Origin of the sequence: Sutcliffiella tianshenii (assembly GCF_016908565.1) — a bacterium.
GTDB classification, from domain to species: domain Bacteria; phylum Bacillota; class Bacilli; order Bacillales; family Bacillaceae_I; genus Sutcliffiella_A; species Sutcliffiella_A tianshenii.
Genome location: NZ_JAFBED010000005.1, coordinates 328,583 through 347,693 on the forward strand (window position 1 = coordinate 328,583; position 19,111 = coordinate 347,693).

Sequence of the window (19,111 nt, forward strand, 5' to 3'; positions counted from 1 at the left end):
TTCAGATGCGCCAGTTCGAGCGGACCAACCAACCTGGTCCGCTCCTTTTTTTAATTCAGTCAGTTAATAGTTCGTCTTCAGTTGAGAAAAATCTACCGCTCCTCCCTCCACAAGATGGCAAGCAGACTGCTGCTCCCTTCCTGTAACCGAATGGAGGATAGGCTCTTCGGTTCTGCATCGATCATATGCATAAGGACAACGCGTGTGGAAACGGCATCCTGTTGGTGGATCAATCGGGGAAGGGACATCCCCTTTCAGGATGATCCGTTCTCTCTTCTGCGCCAGGTTTGTACTTGGTATCGCAGATAGCAATGCCTTCGTATATGGATGCTGTGGATTTTCAAAAAGAGATTTCTTATCGGCGATCTCTACAATTTTACCTAGGTACATGACGATGATACGGTCCGAGATATGACGGACCACCCCAAGGTCGTGTGAGATGAAAAGATAGGTAAGCTTGAATTCCCTCTGAAGCTCCTTCAACAGGTTCAATACCTGCGCCTGAATGGAAACATCGAGTGCAGAGACTGCTTCGTCACAAATGATCAATTTTGGATTGACCGATAACGCACGGGCAATTCCCACACGCTGACGCTGCCCTCCACTGAATTCATGGGGATGGCGATCCACCTGATGCGCCCCGATGCCGACCGTCTCAAGCAACTCGATAATCTTTTTGCGACGATCCCTTTTCGGGACTACATTCTGGATTTCCAACGCTTCCTCCAATATTTGACTCACCGTTTGACGGGGATTCAGAGATGCATAAGGATCTTGGAAGATGATCTGCAGATCCTTCCTCTTCTTTCGCATTTGGGACTTATTCAACGCTAGTAGATCTTCCCCCTGGAAATTGACTTCTCCTGCATAAGGAGTGTCAAGGCGAAGAATGGCACGTCCTGTTGTGGATTTTCCACACCCGGATTCCCCGACTATACTGACCGTTTCCCCTTCCTTCACCGTAAAGCTGATATCATCGACGGCTTTTACATGGTTGACCGTACGGCCGAAGATGCCGCCTTTGATGGGAAAATACTGTTTCAGATTTTTCACTTCTAATAATGTCTGATTACTCATGGCCAGCGGCAACCTCCTCTTGGTTCTCCCATTTATCCGTATAGATCCAGCATCTCACCTGATCTCCGTCCTCGGCGGCTTGAAGATCCGGCAATTCAGTGAGACAGATCGCTTTTGCATGCGGGCAGCGCGGGGCAAAACGACAGCCCTTTGGCAAGTCGAACGGGCTAGGTACAGAACCCTGAATCACCGAAAGATCCCCTTCCACATCCTCATCATGCTTTGGCACGGAATTTAGAAGCCCTACTGTATAAGGGTGTTTCGGGCTTGTGAAAATTGTCTGTACATCCGCATATTCCACCACTTTGCCACAATACATGACAGCCACCTTGTCACACATTTCCGCAACAACACCCAAATCATGTGTGATAAGCATAAGGGAAGTTCCAAGCTCGCCCTGCAGCTTCTTCATTAAATCAAGAATCTGTGCCTGTATCGTCACATCGAGGGCAGTTGTCGGCTCGTCTGCAATCAATAGTTCGGGGTTACAGGCAAGGGCAATCGCAATCATGACGCGCTGACGCATCCCCCCAGATAATTCAAACGGATACTGTTTTGCACGCTTTTCCGGAGACGGAATACCAACGAGACGCAGCATATCGACAGCCTTCATCCACGCTTCTTTTCGTCCGAGCTTTTGATGTATGCGAATGGATTCCGCAATCTGCTCCCCGCAGGTCAACGTTGGATTCAGGGACGTCATCGGCTCCTGGAAGATCATCGACACATTATTCCCACGGATCTGCATCATTTCTTTTTTCGTCTTATTTAATAGGTTTTCACCTTTGAAATTGATTTCGCCACCCACCACTCTACCGGCAGGCTCCTGTAATAAACGCAAAATGGATAGGGAGGTGATACTTTTACCTGAACCTGATTCCCCGACAATTCCGAGCGTCTTCCCTTTTTCAATGGAAAAATCTACACCATCAACCGCCTTCACTTCCCCATCGTCCGTAAAAAAGGAAGTACGCAGGTCTTTCACTTCTAATATCTTATCCTTCTTTGCTAACGCCATCTTTTTTCACCGTCCTTAGTTCAAGTCAATACGTTTGTTAATTAAACGGTATGTGATATCCACCAAAAAGTTTACTGCCACGAATAGCACTGCACATACAAGTATGGTTCCCTGCACCATAGGGAAATCGCGTCTGCTGATGGATTCGATGATCAGACGCCCTAATCCATTTACCGCAAAAACAGTTTCTGTGATGACCGCTCCTCCAAGCAATCCACCAAACTGCAAACCTACTACAGTTACAACCGGGATCAAGGCATTACGAAGCGCATGCTTATAGATGACCAATCTATCACTTACACCTTTCGCATAGGCTGTACGGATGTAATCCTGATTGATTACCTCGAGCATGCTCGAGCGGGTCATACGGGCAATGATCGCCGCACCACCAGTTCCAAGTGTAATGACCGGCAACACCATTTGCTTCCAGCTGCTGCCCCATCCTGCAACCGGCAGGATTCCCAGATTCACAGAGAAGAAATAGATTAACATGATCCCGAGCCAGAAGTTTGGCATGGAAAGTCCGAATAAAGCGACAATCATAATGGAAGTGTCCGCAAAGGAATATTTTCTCGTCGCGGAAATGATACCAGCGATAAGTCCGAGGATGACCGCCAATATTGTCCCCCACAATGCAAGCTCCAACGTAATCCAAAATCTCATATCGAAAATCTCGCTTGTTACAGAACGGTTTGTCCGAATGGAGTTTCCTAAATCACCTTGAACTGCATTCACAACATATCGGAAGTACTGCTCATGATATGGATCATTCAGGCCTAACTTATCACGCATCGCTTCTACCTGTTCCGGGCTTGCCTGCTCACCTGACATGATTTGTGCAGGATCACCTGGTATGAGATGCATCATGAGGAATACCGCCAAGGTTACACCGATCATTACTGGTATCGTTTGAAAAAGTCTACGAATGATATAGATAAACATGCTGATTCACCTTCTCACTAATTATTTTTCGTTTTCGGATCTAACGCATCACGCAAACCATCGCCAAACAAGTTGAACCCGATAACCACCAGTAAAATGGCGATACCAGGAAACAATGTGATGTGCGGGGCTTGCGAAATATAATGACGGCCTGCACTTAACATGGCTCCCCACTCTGCTGTAGGCGGTTTCGTACCTAATCCCAAAAACGACAGGGCACTGGCAGTAATGATTGCAGATGCAATGTACAGCGTGGCCTGAACAATAATCGGCGAGAGGATGTTAGGTAAAATATGCTTAAAGATGATTCGGAAATCACTCGATCCCATCGCTCTGATTGCATCAATGAACTCAAGCTTCTTGATGCTCAGGGTTGATCCCCTTACAATCCGTGCGAATGTCGGGACAGCGAAGAATGCAACAGCATAGATAACATTGATCGTGCTTGCCCCAAGGACACTTACAATCGCAAGCGCCAAAAGAATACCCGGAAATGCTAGTAGAACGTCACAGATTCTCATAATCAAGGAATCTATCCATCTTCCATAATAGCCGGCAATGATTCCTAAAATAACCCCGGCAACAGCACCCAATAGAGTTGATAGAAACCCGACGGTCAAGGAGACCCTGGCCCCGAAAAGCAAGCGGCTGAAAATATCCCTTCCAACATCATCCGTACCTAGCCAATGTTCAGACGATGGACTTTGCAGTTTGTCGGTGACGACCATTTCATTTGGGTCATGTGTGGCCAAAAGAGGGGCCAGTATTGCCATCAATACAAAAAACAAAACGATAAATGCCCCGGCCATCGCGGCCTTATTTTTGGCAAGCTTCTTATAGAGAGCTTTCCAGCGCACAGCTTTCGTACTCTGGCCACTCACAGGAACTCCCGGTGGTGATGATTGAAGTTGTGGTTGATCCATATCCTCTTCTCCCCTTCATAGGTTTGTAACATTAAAACTATTCTAATAATTTTAATAACTAGAATCTATGATAGCTATAAAGTCGCAATATTACAATAGTTTTCAATCGAGCAAACTGCACAATAATTATTTTGATTTGTGAACTAAAATTAATATTTCTACTATCTAAATATCTCGTATTTTACATAACTGTAATAATTCAATTCGAATATCGAAATTATTATTACAAAAATATTAAAATTTCAACAAATTAGACTCTTGTGAATTTTTAATTTTTAGATTATTATAAAATTCAATCGTGGCTTATCCATCGATTAGCTGTGTACAAAACATAATATCAAGGGGGAAAAGGTACATGAAGTCAAAAAAGAATGTATTTCTTATGCTTCTTCTGTCACTCATGCTTGTTCTATCGGCATGTAGCGGCGGAAACAGCAGCAACAAAACAGATGGGGATACTCCTGGTGAAGATGCCGGTAAAGAAGGCGGAGAGTTAGTATTTGTCATCTCTCAAGATGCGCCGACACTTGATCCTCACGGAATGAATGACACTGCGACAACAAACGCAACTACTCAATTATTTGACCGTCTAACGGAATATGATGCTGACGGCAGCGTAGTACCTGCACTTGCCGAGTCTTTCGAAGCGGTGGATGACACTACTTGGGAATTCAAATTAAAAGAAGGCGTTAAATTCCATGATGGCACTGACTTCAATGCAGATGCCGTTAAAATGACGATCGAACGCATCATCGATCCTGAATTCGCTTCTCCACGTGCTGTAGTTTTGAACATGATCAAAGAAGTAGTAGTAGTGGATGACTACACTGTTCAATTCAAGACAGAAAAACCATTCGCTCCACTACCAGCTCACTTGGCACATAATGCTGGTTCCATCATCGCTCCTTCTGCAATTGAAGAAGAAAACAGCGGCGGTAAAAAAGTTTCTGAAAACCCAGTTGGAACTGGTCCTTTCAAATTCGTTTCCTGGGCTACCGGGTCTGAAATGATCTTTGAAAAGAACGCTGACTATTGGGGAGAAAAGAAAGCTGCTGTAGATACTTTGAAATTCGTAGTTGTACCTGAGCAAGCTACTCGTATGGCAATGCTTGAAACTGGTGATGCTCATGTAGCACAAGTTGGTGCATCTGATGTTGAGCGTGCTAAAGGAATGGCTGATGTTACAATCACTTCCGAAAAGAGTACTCGTATGGACTACTTAGGATTCAACATGCAAAAAGCTCCTTACGACAACCTGAAAGTACGTCAAGCAATCTCCATGGCAATCAACAAATCCGACGTTGTTGACGGAATCCTTGATGGCCAAGGTGTAGCTGCCGTTGGACCACTTGCACCAACAGTTGTAGGAAACTACCAAGACTTGAAGCCTTTAGAATATGACGTAGAAGCTGCAAAGAAATTAATGGCAGAAGCTGGATTTGCTGACGGATTTGAAACTACTCTATTCGTTAACGAAGGAAACAAAGAGCGTGCTGACATTGCACTTCTAGTACAAGATCAATTAGCTGATATCGGAATCACTGTAAACATCGAAACAATCGAGTGGGGTGCATTCCTTGAGAAGACTGCTGCAGGTGAGCACGAGCTATTCATCCTTGGATGGACTACTGTAACAGCTGACGCAGACTACGGTCTATATGCATTGTTCCATTCTTCCGCTTTCGGTGCGCCTGGTAACCGTTCATTCTACAAGAACGAAAGAGTTGATGAACTTCTTGACCTTGGACGTTCTGAAACAGACCAAGCTAAGCGTGACGAAGCATACAAAGAAATCTCTGAAATCCTTGTAGAAGAAGCTCCAATGGTTTACTTGCAGCACCCGGACTTCATCTACGGAACAAATGGTGTGGCTTCTGGTTTATTCGTAAACTTCAGTGGTACTCCATTCTTCAAGGATGTTAGACTAAAATAATCGTTTCATAAAAAGATCCTCCGCTTCTCGAAGTGGAGGATCTTTCTTTGTTTCTTCTATATGGACTGTACTTTTTTATAAGAGACAATGAGGATACTGATGAGAGTCAGTGCAAGTAAAATGAAAAAGACTGGCAATGTCATGGCTTCTGGCAATAGAATGCTTGCAACCATCAAAATCCCTCCGATGATCATAGGATAGGAAGCAGGGCGGATGATCTTATTCCATGCCTGATTGATGGAATGGACTTTCTCATTCCGGGAAGATTGTTCTGGAAGCTTAAATCTAGGAAGGGTATTGGCAGTAGCAACCAAGGAAAAACCGACAATCAGGGGCACCAGCGTCAACAGGTTGAAGCTGTTTCCCGAAACGGTATAAAGAAGCGCGATATGAAACAGGAAAAACAGAAATGTAAAGGAAAGGAATATACTTTCAAGTCCGTCTTTATATCTTGCATAGTAGTTTTGCAGTGCCTTTTGTCTCGAAAACAACAGCAAGTTACCATTCATGAGAACCAGTGTTAAAGGAAGCACCCACACAATTACCTCCTCCTTTCCGTATCTTTCATCCACCACCTGCATATCCGAACCTATAAAATAGAAACTTGCTCCAAAAGCAATAAGTAAAAGCATTACAATCAAACTCTTTTTTATCATGTGTTTGGTCATCCCCTTATCTTTGGTTAAACTGAATTATCCACTTCATAACATCCTGAAACACACTGGAATTTAAAGAATAATACACATACTGTCCTTTTTTTTCTGCATAAACCAGATTTGCATTTTTCAATACCGATAGATGCTGTGAAATTCCCGGCTTGCTCATCTCAAAGTGATCAGCAATTTCCCCAACAGTAAGATCCCCATCACGTAGCAAATCCAGAATCTTTCTCCGGTTTTCATCAGACAAGGCTTTGAACAATTCATTGATTGACACACAGGATCCTCCTTTTAAGCATTTAAGTAATTACTTATTTAATTATATAATAGTGGCAAAAAGCTAATATTGCAAGCAATAGTCGAAAAAAAAACGCTGGGTCATTAATCCAAGCGTTTTTATCTAACTTCAATCTCCTCTTTCCAACTACTTGTCTTTGAACTAACAACAATTAAATTATCATTAACCCATTTAAGATTACCCAGAAATCTTGCATAAACAATTTCATTCCCTACTTCTTCAACAAGTAATTGGTCAATAATTTTCAGCCCTTTATCATTATATATCTCGCATCTTAGCTGAAATCCTTCCGAACGATGTATCCCTCTCAAAATAGCCATTTTTTTTCGATTTGGACTTTTCCTTGGAGTTTTGTCAACTAAAAACACAATTTCATAATTTCGTCTTACAATTTCAGAAAGTGCTTCTTCAACACAAGATAATATCTCTGCAGCAGAAAACTTTGAGTATACCCCTAATGCAGGCACAATATAAGCTTTGACCAAATCAGAAAATGCATCAAATCTTACTTGATCTGAATCTAATTCCAAGAAGTTCATAAAATCATAGGCAACCAATATTTTAATCTCTCCCGCGGCATGGCTCTCATCAAAAGTAAGTTCTTTATTGGAATCTGCAAAACAATATACAACAATACTTTCAAACTGGCCTAATTGAACACCTAATTCAGCTAACTTAGTTGAGAAAATCAATTCAAAGGCTCTCATTTCATGTAATTTATCATAAAGTTTACGTTGACGATTTTTCCTCCAGTCCAAAAAACGAATGCTTAGCATTTGCTGATAATCCTTTCCCGTAATTTAAGTATATTATTGAATTTGAATCCTTCAGTCCGCTAACGGTATCCTTATCCAGAAAGTCGTTCCTTTGCCATACTCACTCGAAACATCTATCCTTCCTTTAAGCAGTTGAATAATCTGAAAGGAAATGGTCAAACCGATTCCCGTACCCATATCTTTCGTCGAATAGAAAGGGGTGCCAATCCTGCTTAACTGCGAGGGACTCATCCCGATCCCATCATCTGATACTTCTATCACTGCATCATCATTTTTCCGGAAAGCATGAACCTTTATTGTTCCACCCTCTCCTATGGCTTCTATCCCATTCTTGATGATGTTGATCAGAACTTGTTTCACTTCATCCTTATTGGCTTTTATGTATAATTCATCTTCTATAGAGTGCAAAAAAGTGATGTTCTGAATATTCGTATATGTGGACATCAGCTGCACCACATTTTCAATCTCCTTTGTCAGATCCATCACATTGAATTCCATCTTGTTCGGTTTTGCAAGAGATAGATAGTCCTGGATGATGGCTTGAGCCCGATCGAGTTCCCCTATCGATATTTCAATATATTTCTTTTGGGATTCATTCAAATTTTCATCCGTGCTCATCAGTTGAAGGAAACCGCGGGTCGAGGTCATAGGATTTCTCACTTCATGCGCAACGGAGGCTGCAAGTTCACTGACGACCTTCAATTTTTCTGACCGTTGCAGTTCTCGTTGCAGATTCATCTGCATATTCAAGTTTTCAATGATCAGCATAACTGTTATCAAAGTCACCAAAGTAACCATCGAAACAAGGATTGTAACGAAGATCTCCCCATGTTCATTCAACAGGATCAAACGTACCGTCCTTGTCAGTGTAACGAAGAGGAATAGAATGGAAACGACCATAATCTTATACGTTTTCTTCATTCCTTGAAACCACATGGAAAAGATGGATAATAACACGGCGAGAATAGCATAGTTCACTACCATGATCAGAAAACCCGGTTCTTCCAGAATGAACAGGTATCCAAGCATCGCCAACATCAAAGTAATGCCCAGAATCCATCCTCCGTAAATAAATGCAAGAATGATAGGAATGATTTTCTGGTCGTAGCTGTCTCCATTGCTCACTTCAATCGGAAATGACATCGTAAAGATGAGCATAATCAGCAATACCATGAGAAATTCATAATTGATCCTTTTCGTGAAATCCGTTATGCCTTTGCTTAAAAATTGATGATAAAAAAGAATAGGAAATAAAATGATTAAGACATGATACAAAACATGCCCGATATTTTCAAACATACCAACTCTCCTACAGGCCAAGTCTCGACATTAATAGACGTAATTATTATTACTTCTATGTACTTCGACTTTCTCATCATTATCTCCTTCTGGCAAACAAAAGAAAAACCAGCTCAATTGGCTGGTTTTTCTTTAAGCATATTTCTTTTCCTGTTCTTTCTTAAAGAACTCCTTCATCGCATGAAAAACGTCAGGCTTCTGCTTCAGGATATAGTGTCGGAACTTTTCATCATTGACATTTTTATAGGCGGACATGAGAGTCGAGTGCCTATTATACTGATTTACCTCTCCATAGCCAAACATATTGGATACCTTCATCAGCTCCCCTACCAGCTTCACACAGCGTTGATTATCAGAGGTCAGGTTATCTCCATCTGAAAAGTGGAAAGGATAAATATTGAAACGCGTTGGATTGTATTTTGTATCGATCAGTTCCAATGCTTTGCGATACGCGGATGAGCAGATGGTACCACCGCTCTCCCCCTTGGAGAAGAAGTCCTCTTCACTTACGACCTTCGCTTCCGTATGATGGGCAATGAATTCAATTTCCACTGTTTCATACTTCGTGCGAAGGAAGCGGGTCATCCAGAAAAAGAAACTTCTGGCCATGTACTTTTCCCACATCCCCATCGATCCGCTCGTATCCATCATCATCAGCACCACTGCCTTCGAATCCGGTTTCACCACTTCATTCCAGGTCTTGAATTTCAGGTCCTCCTGAAAAATAGGGTGGAAGCTCGCTGTCCCTGTCATGGCGTTCCGTTTGTATGCAGACATCATCGTACGCTTCTTATCGATATTTCCCATTAACCCTGTTCGTCTTATATCATTGAATTCATAGTGCTCAATTATATTTTCATCTCGTTCCTTTTGCTGCAGGTTAGGAAGCTCCAACTGGTTGAATAATGCAGCTTCGAGATCCATCAGGGATACTTCCGCCTCATAATAGTCCTCACCAGCCTGATCTCCTGCTCCCTGCCCTTTTCCTGGACCCTTTTGCTGACCCGACCCGTCCCTGGCAACCACATCCCCTACCTGACTTTCTCCATCGCCTTGGCCAACATGCTTGTTTTTGTCATAATTATAACGAATTCTGTATTCATCTAGAGACCTGATAGGAATCTTAACGACCTCTTTGCCATTTGACATTACAATATTCTCTTCTGTAATAAGATCAGGCAAATTATTCTTGATAGCCTCCTGGACCTTTTCCTGATGGCGCTTTTGGTCGTCGTGGCCTTTTCGATGGAGGGACCAATCCTCTTTGGATACTACAAAATTCGTCTCATCTGACATCGTCATTCGATATCCCTCCTTTTATTTGGGTAAAAAAACTTTTCAACTTACCGGAACATTTTTGTCATAAGTCACATACTATATCTTGGTGAAATTTTAAAGAGACCAACCTTCTATCGAAAGAAAGGTTGGTTACTCTATCCTATGCAAGCATTCGAAATAATTGACAGATTTTTTAGATAATTAGGCTCATAAAACGTCAAATTCAGACAAGCGTCATTGCTTTCTTAGTATTAATAGATTTATGCAAGGGTCAGCTCGTTTTATACTGATATAGAAAAATAAAAAACCTTCCGGGCTTCCGGAAGGTTTTACTCCTTTTCATTCTCTTCATTTGCTTCATATTGTTTGGGATCTCGTTCCTGATTGGTTTTATTCTCCTTAAGCTGCTCCATTTCCTTTGCCAGCTTTTCCATTTCCTTTTCGTTTGGTGCCATTGTATTCTCAATTTCAGTAGATTTTTCTTTACTCATTGTTATCACCTCTTATTCTTAATTTTCCCATATTGCGAGGATATGAAACCATCATGTGGATGAATATGTCTTCTTACCTATGGTGGGAGAAGGAGGAGGTTTGCTGGAGTTGGTCGGATGGTGATAAGGGAAAAGGTCGCCCGTGAGATTGAGAAGAGCTTTTGGAGGGTTGGCCTTCTTCAAGTAAAAAGTATATCATAAGGCGGATGATGGACGTTTCTGTTGCCATCTTCAGGAAAAAAGGTCTTCATAAGCTTGATGATGGACGTTTTGGTCACCCTTTCCATATAAAAAGGCTTTCATAAGCTAGATGATGGACGTTTTCCCCGTCCTTTCCATACAAAAAGGTCTTCATAAGCTTGATGATGGACGTTTTCCCCGTCCTTTCCATGCAAAAAGGCCTTCATAAGCTAGATGATGGACGTTTATACCGTCGCCTCCATGCAAAAAGGTCTTCATAAGCCGGATGATGGACGTTTCCCCTATCCTTTCCACACAAAAAGGTCTTCATAAACCGGATGATGGACGTTTCTACGGCCATCTTCAGGCAAAAAGGCCTTCATCAAAGCGATGAAGGCCTAAGCTCAAATCTGCTTATCTATTCAACAAACTTCCAACATAGCGCAGCAGGTCATTGGCAGACGTGGAATTATAGCCATGCTCATCCACCAGTCGTGCCACTACCTCATTGATCTTCTTCAGTTGCGTCTCATCCGGTGTTTTAGATGAAGTCGTGATCTTCACTACATCCTTCAGATCCGCAAATAGCTTCTTCTGGATCGCTTCTCTCAAACGCTCATGGGAATTATAGTCGAATCGCTTCCCTTTTCTCGCATAAGCCGAGATGCGGATCAGGATCTCTTCACGGAATGCCTTCTTCGCATTCTCGGAAATGCCGATCTGCTCCTCGATGGAACGCATCAGCTTTTCGTCCGCGCTCATTTCCTCCCCTGTTAAAGGATCGCGCAGCTTCGCTTTATTGCAATACGCCTCAACATTATCAAGGTAATTATCCATCAAGGTCTTGGCAGACTCTTCATAGGAATACACAAACGCTTTTTGTACTTCCTTTTTCGCGATATTATCATATTCTTTTCTGGCAACCGAAATGAAGTTCAGGAACCGTTCACGATCCTCATTTGAGATGGATGCATGCTGATCCAATCCTTCCTTCAAGGAACGCAGCACATCAAGCGCATTGATGGATGGCACTTCTTTACGAATAATCGTGGACGAAATGCGGTTGATGACATAACGAGGATCGATCCCGCTCATTCCTTCATCCGCATACTCCTTTTTCAGCTCCTGGATATCGACCGAATTGAAGCCCTCCACCGATTCCCCATCATACAGGCGCATCTTCTTCACCAAATCGATATCACCGCGTTTGGCTTCCTTCAAGCGCGTCAGAATCGTAAACATCGCTGCCACCCTTAAAGTATGAGGGGCAATATGAACATTCGCAACATCGCTCTCATTGATCATCTTCTCATAAATTCTTTCTTCTTCAGAAAGCCTCAAATTATATGGAACAGGCATGACGATAATACGAGAATGCAATGCCTCATTTTTCTTATTGGAAATGAACGAACGATACTCTGTTTCATTCGTATGGGCAACAATCAATTCATCCGCACTGATGAGCGCAAATCGTCCTGCCTTGAAATTACCTTCCTGGGTCAAGGACAATAAGTGCCATAGAAACTTCTCATCGCACTTGAGCATCTCCTGGAATTCCATCATCCCACGGTTAGCCTTATTGAGCTCCCCGTCAAAACGGTAGGCACGTGGATCGGATTCAGAACCAAACTCGGCGATGGTCGAAAAGTCGATACTACCAGTCAGATCTGCAATATCCTGTGACTTGGGATCGGATGGACTGAAGGTACCAATACCCACACGCTGATTCTCCGACAGGAAAATCCGCTCTACCAATACATCCTCAATGCGTCCTCCATATTCCTTCTCAAGCCTCATCATATTCAATGGCGACAGATTGCCCTCAATTCGGATACCATACTCCTGATAAAAGTCATCCCTGAGATGATGCGGAATCAAGTGCAGGGGATCTTCATGCATCGGGCACCCCTTAATCGCAAAGATTGCTCCACGATCTGTATGGGAATACTGCTCCAGCCCTCTTTTTAAAATGGTGACAAGCGTCGATTTCCCCCCACTTACAGGTCCCATCAGAAGAAGAATCCTCTTCCGGACATCCAACCGCTTTGCTGCAGGATGGAAATACTCCTCTACCAAGCGCTCCAATGCTTCCTCCAAGCCAAACAAAGCACTGCTGAAGAAATTATACTTCCGCTGGCCATTTACCTCTTCCACACCAGCATCTTTGATCATATTGTAAACCCTTGAATGAGCGGACTGCGCTACCCATGGTTCTCTTTTGATAATCTCCAAGTACTCTCCGAAGGTTCCTTCCCACTTCAGTCGCTGTTCTTCTTCCCGATACTTTTCAATTTTTCTTAAAATATCCATAAGGACCTCCCCTTTATAACATCTTCAAGAGCGTGATAGCGTGATTAATATACTCTATGCTCATCCTGTTTGAAACATGCTAAGAAAAGCGGAGGGCGCTCGACCTGCGGCGTACAAACTGGAGCACACCGACTGAGATATAGGAAACACGGAGAGCGCCAGCGATCCGATGTTGACTTATCGTAGGGAGGTGGGTGAAGTTTGATAGCCGCAAGCGCCCGGAGCTAGACAATAAGAAAAGCGGAGCCGGCTTGCTCAGCCCCGACAAAATAAGCCTGTCATAAATTATCCACACATTCCATTCACATAACTTGTCCTTTGGGATATAATATAGATAGTATGTATACTTGAAACTACCTTACATAAGGAGGAATTAACCATGGGAACAAGCGGTTTCTTGATTCTTGGTGTATGCCTTGCATTCCTAACGGCAATTTTCACTGCTGGCTATGAAGGAAAACCAGGTACTCGTAAAAAGTAATTTGAGCACATAAAAAAAGGCCTCCACACATGTGGGGCCTTTTCTATTTACATATCCGGAAACTCAATCAAAAGTTCCGGATAGCCCTGCTGACGCAAAGCTTCATATATTAATATCGCAGCTGTGTTCGAGAGGTTCAACGAACGCACATTTGTCGTCATCGGTAATCGCAGGCACTGCTCCAAATTGCTCTGGATCAAGTCCTTTGGCAAACCGGTCGTCTCTTTTCCGAATACAAAGAAGTAGTCCTTTTCCTGACTGCTGTAATCAAATGAGCTATGCGGTTTTCTTCCAAACTTCGTAATATAGAAAAATTCCGCTTCCTTGTTCTTTTCAAACAACTCATCCAATGAATCGTAATACAACACGTTTACAAATTCCCAATAATCCAGCCCGGCTCTTTTCAGCATTTTATCATCTGTTGAAAAGCCCAAAGGTCGAATCAGGTGCAAAGTAGTGTTGGTCGCTGCACAAGTACGTGCAATATTTCCTGTATTGGCCGGAATCTCTGGTTGATACAATACTACATGTAATCCCACAATCGTCACCTCAATTAATGCCTCAAATATTTCCTATACAACAATACCTTTTTATTGGACGAGAATCAACCTTTAATTCCTGTCGAGGATATGAAAAAACTTATATTTTATATTTGGCGTATAAGCGGTCGAATCCTCATACTTCCAATACCTCATTCTACTATTATAAGTGTGTGCATTTACCAGTGGCTCATTATTAGGATCCTTGGCCACTACAATCGTAATATGGTCAAAACGCCCATCACCTTGAAAATCATAACAGATAACATCCCCCGGCATTAACAGATCGGCACGTGCCACTTCCCTGGACTTCATTCCTGATTTGGCAACAGGGAGGTACCAGCGAAGTGCATTTGCGACAGTCCACGTGTAGCTCCAGTCTTTGTTCCTCATCCACCATGCCCCGCTTTTTTTCGGATACCCAACCATTGGGGCTCCGCCTTCATGCAAGCATTGAGAAATGTAATTTGTACAATCCACGTCAAATTTCTTGTACTTCGGATTAAATGTGTTCCACCATTGCTCAGCGTAGCGGACCGCTTCCAACCTATTATAAGTAAATCTCACATTCCTATCCCACTCATCCTCCACCAACGGAGCGTGGGGAACTTCTTCCGTATTATTCCCTTCTTCATGCAGGGGTACATCCTGTACAATATCGTCCCCATACCACACTGCGTAACGGTGATCCGCTTCTTCCTCCATGTAAAGCTCTCCATTTAGCTTTATAAGGTACCTCACATGCACCTCATATACAGCTGTCTCCTCATCTTCATCCTTGTGCATGGAGAGGATTCTCCCCGTTGCAACGCACTTCACGATTTCAGCTCCTCTCCTTCGATGCATCTCCTGCTTACGTGAAATCGTATCTTCATTAATAAGCGCCCTACCTGATTGCCTGCTCTTATTTACATACTGATCTATCCTGCTCTGAATATGTAGCTTCAGTTTCTCCTTCATGTACAACCCTCCATTATATTATCCATATATTCATAATATGAAGGAGAGATGATAAACATTAGAAAAAGTTAAAAACATAAAAAAGACGAGAGCCTCAACTCTCGCCTAGCAGCATTGAAATACCCCTATCGATTTCCAAAAGGACATCCTCATCCTGCTCTATCTCTTTAAAATTCTCCAAAGCTTCCAATGTGGACATCTCGCCAATCTTACCTAGTGCCCACGCTGAAGTTCCACGAATGACAGGCCTTGAATCATTCTTCATCAATTCCAACAGATCTGGGATGGCCGTCTTGTCCTTGTAATGGGCAATCGCCAAAATGGCATTGCGCTGAATGGGCTTCTTCCCCCTCCATGATCCAGAAATCATTCCAAACCTATCTTTAAATTCCCTATTTGAAATCGTAAGAAGCGGCTTCAGCTTGGGCTTTACGATTTCTGGATCCGGCTCCATTTCAGGATGCAAATGAAAATCCACTCCCTTGTTCTCAGGACATACCGTCTGGCAGGTATCACAGCCGTACAAACGATTACCGATTTTCGTCCGATACTCTTCTGCGAGGAATCCTTTCGTCTGTGTCAAAAAGGCAATGCATTTATTCGAATCAAGCTGTCCACCTTGAACAAGCGCACCTGTGGGACATACTTCCACACATTTGTTGCATGTACCGCAATTATCCTCCAAAGGCTGATCAGGCTCGAATGCAATGTTCGTAATCATTTCCCCAAGATATACATAAGATCCAAACTCAGGAGTAATAATTGCGCAGTTCTTTCCACTCCAGCCAATCCCTGCACGCTCCGCTACAGCACGATCACTAAGTTCACCTGTATCTACCATGGACTTCATCAATGCATCCGGTTGTCTTTCTTTTATAAAGGCCTCAAGCTGCCGAAGCTTATCCCTAAGGATATGGTGATAATCGACTCCCCAAGAGGCACGGCAGAAAATCCCTCTACGGTCCTCCCTTGTGCTTCTTGGTGCATCCTTCAGCTTAGAAGGATAGGCCAAAGCGATGGCGATGATGGACTTAGCTCTTGGGAGCAGCAAATCAGGATTTGTCCTTAGCTCAATATCGGACTCTTCAAAGCCCGACTGATACCCGTTTTCCTGCTGTACCCGTAACCTCTCTTTTAACCCAGTGAATACCCCGGCACTTGCAAATCCGATTTTGTCGATACCAATCTCTTTACTGAATGCAATGATTTCTTCCTTCAGTTTATGGTTCGCTATATTCAAAGTAAACACCTCCTTTATATACCGGCAAATAGCCTTTCAATTTTTCATCATTTCTATATCCTAAACGAAATATGGTACACTTACCATATTGAAATCATTGGAAGGGATGAAAACATGAACATAACCCTTGATTCTACAGTCAAAAATCTTATCCCGAACGCAAAATTCGGTATCATATTCTATGAAGATATCACAATAGGCAACTCCCCTCAAATGCTGAAAGGTAGAATCCGCCTTTTCCAGGAATCACTGAACATAGATCTTGACGAAAAGGAAATGAATGATATCCCAGGAATAACGGAATGGCGTTCGGTCTTTAAACAAACCGGCACGGACCCATCAAGGTATCGCCCTTCAGTGGAAGCACTATATCGCCGCATTAAAAAAGGACAATTCCTGGATCCATTTAACTCTGCTGTAGATTTAAATAATTTCTTCTCCCTTAAATATGAAATTCCACTGGGTATCTATGATTCCACAAAAATTGACGGGGATATTTATTTCACAATCGGAAAGGAAGAAAGCAGCTACGAAGGACTGAACGGCAGGGAAATCAACCTTAAAAATATGATACATACCAAAGACACCAGTGGCTCCTTCGGCAGTCCCTTTGTAGACAGCAAAAGAACCGCCATCTCGGAATCCACCACTTCAGCCGTGCATATCATATATTTCAAGCCCTCCATGAATGAAGAGGAATGCAAAGAAATGCTGGATGCCATCCTAAAGATGTTCACACAGGTGCATGGAGGCACTGGTAGGGTTGTCATTATCGGGACAGACTCCTAACAAAATAACTTAGATGTGGAAGGCCTCTTCATACATAATGAAGAGGTCGTTATTGTATGAAAAGGATAAACAAAAAACGCAATGTATCGTTTTCAATAAACGAGACACTGCGTAATATTTATGTATGGAGCGGGTGATGGGAATCGAACCCACGACATCAGCTTGGAAGGCTGAGGTTTTACCATTAAACTACACCCGCATAGACAGGTTCGAGAACTTGTCTATACTTTAAGTACCGGTGGCCGGGGTCGAACCGGCACTCCAGAGGAACACGATTTTGAGTCGTGCGCGTCTGCCAATTCCGCCACACCGGCATAACAATAAATCAACTATTCAAATGGTGCCGAGGACCGGAATCGAACCGGTACGGTAGTCACCTACCGCAGGATTTTAAGTCCTGTGCGTCTGCCAGTTCCGCCACCCCGGCTTATACAAATATAAGCCTTCGTTTAATTGAATAGTGGAGGTGGCAACCGGATTTGAACCGGTGATAAAGGTTTTGCAGACCTTGGCCTTACCACTTGGCTATGCCACCTGAATGTTATATGGAGCGGAAGACGGGATTCGAACCCGCGACCCCCACCTTGGCAAGGTGGTGTTCTACCACTGAACTACTTCCGCAAAATGGCTGGGCTAGCTGGATTCGAACCAACGCATGTCGCAGTCAAAGTGCGATGCCTTACCGCTTGGCTATAGCCCAATAATATTGCTATTAATATTTATACTATTTGAATTGATCTATATGACAAATCATTCATTAAAAATATAATGGGGCGACTGATGGGAATCGAACCCACGAATGCCTGAACCACAATCAGGTGCGTTAACCACTTCGCCACAACCGCCACGATATTTATAAAATTGGCAGGGGCAGTAGGAATCGAACCCACACCGGAGGTTTTGGAGACCTCTGTTCTACCGTTAAACTATGCCCCTATAGATGAATATGTTACTCTTTTTTAAAAAATGGTGGAGGGGGGCAGATTCGAACTGCCGAACCCGAAGGAGCGGATTTACAGTCCGCCGCGTTTAGCCACTTCGCTACCCCTCCATATAAGTGGTGCCGGCGATAGGAGTCGAACCCACGACCTACTGATTACAAGTCAGTTGCTCTACCAACTGAGCTACACCGGCAAAAAGAAATTTTCAAGGAAAATGGTGGCTCGGGACGGAATCGAACCGCCGACACATGGATTTTCAGTCCATTGCTCTACCAACTGAGCTACCGAGCCTAATAAATGGCGGTCCCGACCGGGATCGAACCGGCGATCTCCTGCGTGACAGGCAGGCATGTTAACCGCTACACCACGGGACCATTTTGGTTGCGGGGACAGGATTTGAACCTGCGACCTTCGGGTTATGAGCCCGACGAGCTACCAGACTGCTCCACCCCGCGATAATAATAATAATTAAGTTTTAGGCTATACTATTCTATAAAAACTTAATGGTGGAGGATGACGGGATCGAACCGCCGACCCTCTGCTTGTAAGGCAGATGCTCTCCCAGCTGAGCTAATCCTCCTATGTAGGAAAGTTTTTTTCGCTAGCGCGAAAAAATTGGTGACCCGTACGGGATTCGAACCCGTGTTACCGCCGTGAAAGGGCGGTGTCTTAACCGCTTGACCAACGGGCCAATAAATAATGGCGGAGAGCAAGGGATTTGAACCCTTGAGACGGCGTTGACCGTCTACACGATTTCCAATCGTGCTCCTTCGGCCACTCGGACAGCTCTCCATAATATGGCTCCACCAGTAGGATTCGAACCTACGACCCTTCGGTTAACAGCCGAATGCTCTACCGCTGAGCTATGGTGGATCAATATCAGCCTGGCAACGTCCTACTCTCACAGGGGGACAGCCCCCAACTACCATCGGCGCTGAAGAGCTTAACTTCCGTGTTCGGTATGGGAACGGGTGTGG

16 protein-coding genes, 17 tRNA genes and 1 rRNA gene are annotated in these 19,111 nt (G+C 43.5%); 2 read left to right on the forward strand and 32 right to left on the reverse strand.

The window, feature by feature from the left end; translation table 11 throughout:
- Positions 1–63 precede the first annotated feature (63 nt).
- From JOC95_RS13580 to JOC95_RS13595, 4 genes are read right to left on the reverse strand one after another with little or no spacing between them, the layout of a single operon-like run.
- Complete coding sequence (locus JOC95_RS13580) at positions 64–1,077, reverse strand: ABC transporter ATP-binding protein (protein ID WP_204417209.1); 1,014 nt, start codon at positions 1,075–1,077, stop codon at positions 64–66.
- Positions 1,070–2,095: an ABC transporter ATP-binding protein gene (locus JOC95_RS13585; RefSeq protein ID WP_204417211.1), complete on the reverse strand. Its 1,026-nt coding sequence runs from the start codon at positions 2,093–2,095 to the stop codon at positions 1,070–1,072. Before JOC95_RS13585 ends, JOC95_RS13580 begins: the two co-directional genes overlap by 8 nt.
- A gap of 15 nt (positions 2,096–2,110) precedes the next feature.
- Positions 2,111–3,037, reverse strand: coding sequence for an ABC transporter permease (locus tag JOC95_RS13590; protein ID WP_204417213.1), 927 nt, complete (start codon positions 3,035–3,037; stop codon positions 2,111–2,113).
- Between the two features lie 17 nt (positions 3,038–3,054).
- Positions 3,055–3,960: an ABC transporter permease gene (locus tag JOC95_RS13595; RefSeq protein WP_204417215.1), complete on the reverse strand. Its 906-nt coding sequence runs from the start codon at positions 3,958–3,960 to the stop codon at positions 3,055–3,057.
- A gap of 355 nt (positions 3,961–4,315) precedes the next feature.
- Between JOC95_RS13595 and JOC95_RS13600 the strand changes: the two genes are divergently transcribed.
- Entirely contained in the window at positions 4,316–5,893 is a 1,578-nt protein-coding gene (locus JOC95_RS13600) for a glutathione ABC transporter substrate-binding protein (RefSeq protein ID WP_204417217.1), read from the forward strand.
- Positions 5,894–5,949: 56 nt separating this feature from the next.
- On the opposite strand, the gene JOC95_RS13605 is transcribed toward JOC95_RS13600, so the two are convergent.
- From JOC95_RS13605 to queG, 10 genes are all read right to left on the reverse strand, one after another.
- Complete coding sequence (locus tag JOC95_RS13605) at positions 5,950–6,549, reverse strand: SdpI family protein (protein WP_204417219.1); 600 nt, start codon at positions 6,547–6,549, stop codon at positions 5,950–5,952.
- Positions 6,550–6,565: 16 nt separating this feature from the next.
- Positions 6,566–6,829 (reverse strand): autorepressor SdpR family transcription factor, encoded by a 264-nt coding sequence (locus tag JOC95_RS13610; protein ID WP_338083099.1) that lies wholly within the window; start codon positions 6,827–6,829, stop codon positions 6,566–6,568.
- Positions 6,830–6,948: 119 nt separating this feature from the next.
- Positions 6,949–7,626, reverse strand: a complete 678-nt coding sequence (locus tag JOC95_RS13615) for a hypothetical protein (protein ID WP_204417221.1) — start codon at positions 7,624–7,626, stop codon at positions 6,949–6,951.
- A gap of 51 nt (positions 7,627–7,677) precedes the next feature.
- On the reverse strand, positions 7,678–8,925 hold the full coding sequence (locus JOC95_RS13620) for an ATP-binding protein (RefSeq protein ID WP_204417223.1): 1,248 nt from the start codon (positions 8,923–8,925) through the stop codon (positions 7,678–7,680).
- Between the two features lie 132 nt (positions 8,926–9,057).
- Complete coding sequence (gene yhbH, locus JOC95_RS13625) at positions 9,058–10,227, reverse strand: sporulation protein YhbH (RefSeq protein ID WP_204417233.1); 1,170 nt, start codon at positions 10,225–10,227, stop codon at positions 9,058–9,060.
- 305 nt (positions 10,228–10,532) lie between these two features.
- Complete coding sequence (locus JOC95_RS13630; protein WP_204417235.1) at positions 10,533–10,694, reverse strand: hypothetical protein; 162 nt, start codon at positions 10,692–10,694, stop codon at positions 10,533–10,535.
- A 594-nt stretch (positions 10,695–11,288) separates the two neighbouring features.
- Positions 11,289–13,184: a PrkA family serine protein kinase gene (locus JOC95_RS13635; protein WP_204417237.1), complete on the reverse strand. Its 1,896-nt coding sequence runs from the start codon at positions 13,182–13,184 to the stop codon at positions 11,289–11,291.
- 528 nt (positions 13,185–13,712) lie between these two features.
- Complete coding sequence (gene trmL / locus JOC95_RS13640) at positions 13,713–14,213, reverse strand: tRNA (uridine(34)/cytosine(34)/5-carboxymethylaminomethyluridine(34)-2'-O)-methyltransferase TrmL (protein ID WP_204417246.1); 501 nt, start codon at positions 14,211–14,213, stop codon at positions 13,713–13,715.
- Positions 14,214–14,276: 63 nt separating this feature from the next.
- Positions 14,277–15,164, reverse strand: coding sequence for an amidase domain-containing protein (locus JOC95_RS13645; protein WP_204417255.1), 888 nt, complete (start codon positions 15,162–15,164; stop codon positions 14,277–14,279).
- Between the two features lie 94 nt (positions 15,165–15,258).
- The gene (gene queG, locus JOC95_RS13650) at positions 15,259–16,398 is read right to left on the reverse strand and encodes a tRNA epoxyqueuosine(34) reductase QueG (RefSeq protein WP_204417336.1); all 1,140 of its coding nucleotides are present in this window, start codon (positions 16,396–16,398) and stop codon (positions 15,259–15,261) included.
- Positions 16,399–16,518: 120 nt separating this feature from the next.
- On the opposite strand from queG, the gene JOC95_RS13655 reads away from it, so the two are divergent.
- Positions 16,519–17,193: a B3/B4 domain-containing protein gene (locus tag JOC95_RS13655; RefSeq protein WP_204417257.1), complete on the forward strand. Its 675-nt coding sequence runs from the start codon at positions 16,519–16,521 to the stop codon at positions 17,191–17,193.
- A gap of 125 nt (positions 17,194–17,318) precedes the next feature.
- On the opposite strand, the gene JOC95_RS13660 is transcribed toward JOC95_RS13655, so the two are convergent.
- From JOC95_RS13660 to rrf, 18 genes are all read right to left on the reverse strand, one after another.
- A tRNA-Gly gene (locus tag JOC95_RS13660) sits at positions 17,319–17,392 on the reverse strand.
- 34 nt (positions 17,393–17,426) lie between these two features.
- Positions 17,427–17,507, reverse strand: a tRNA-Leu gene (locus tag JOC95_RS13665).
- A gap of 24 nt (positions 17,508–17,531) precedes the next feature.
- Positions 17,532–17,620 (reverse strand) — tRNA-Leu (locus JOC95_RS13670).
- A gap of 34 nt (positions 17,621–17,654) precedes the next feature.
- Positions 17,655–17,728: transfer RNA gene (locus JOC95_RS13675), tRNA-Cys, on the reverse strand.
- 11 nt (positions 17,729–17,739) lie between these two features.
- Positions 17,740–17,814 (reverse strand) — tRNA-Gly (locus JOC95_RS13680).
- Between the two features lie 4 nt (positions 17,815–17,818).
- Positions 17,819–17,893: transfer RNA gene (locus JOC95_RS13685), tRNA-Gln, on the reverse strand.
- Positions 17,894–17,962: 69 nt separating this feature from the next.
- Positions 17,963–18,038: transfer RNA gene (locus JOC95_RS13690), tRNA-His, on the reverse strand.
- 17 nt (positions 18,039–18,055) lie between these two features.
- Positions 18,056–18,129, reverse strand: a tRNA-Trp gene (locus JOC95_RS13695).
- Between the two features lie 31 nt (positions 18,130–18,160).
- Positions 18,161–18,244: transfer RNA gene (locus JOC95_RS13700), tRNA-Tyr, on the reverse strand.
- A gap of 7 nt (positions 18,245–18,251) precedes the next feature.
- Positions 18,252–18,327, reverse strand: a tRNA-Thr gene (locus JOC95_RS13705).
- Positions 18,328–18,349: 22 nt separating this feature from the next.
- Positions 18,350–18,425, reverse strand: a tRNA-Phe gene (locus tag JOC95_RS13710).
- 7 nt (positions 18,426–18,432) lie between these two features.
- Positions 18,433–18,508, reverse strand: a tRNA-Asp gene (locus tag JOC95_RS13715).
- A 4-nt stretch (positions 18,509–18,512) separates the two neighbouring features.
- Positions 18,513–18,589 (reverse strand) — tRNA-Met (locus JOC95_RS13720).
- Positions 18,590–18,638: 49 nt separating this feature from the next.
- Positions 18,639–18,714: transfer RNA gene (locus JOC95_RS13725), tRNA-Val, on the reverse strand.
- Between the two features lie 36 nt (positions 18,715–18,750).
- Positions 18,751–18,825, reverse strand: a tRNA-Glu gene (locus JOC95_RS13730).
- Positions 18,826–18,834: 9 nt separating this feature from the next.
- A tRNA-Ser gene (locus tag JOC95_RS13735) sits at positions 18,835–18,926 on the reverse strand.
- A 6-nt stretch (positions 18,927–18,932) separates the two neighbouring features.
- Positions 18,933–19,007 (reverse strand) — tRNA-Asn (locus JOC95_RS13740).
- 9 nt (positions 19,008–19,016) lie between these two features.
- Positions 19,017–19,111, reverse strand: a 5S ribosomal RNA gene (rrf, locus tag JOC95_RS13745); the annotation flags it as partial.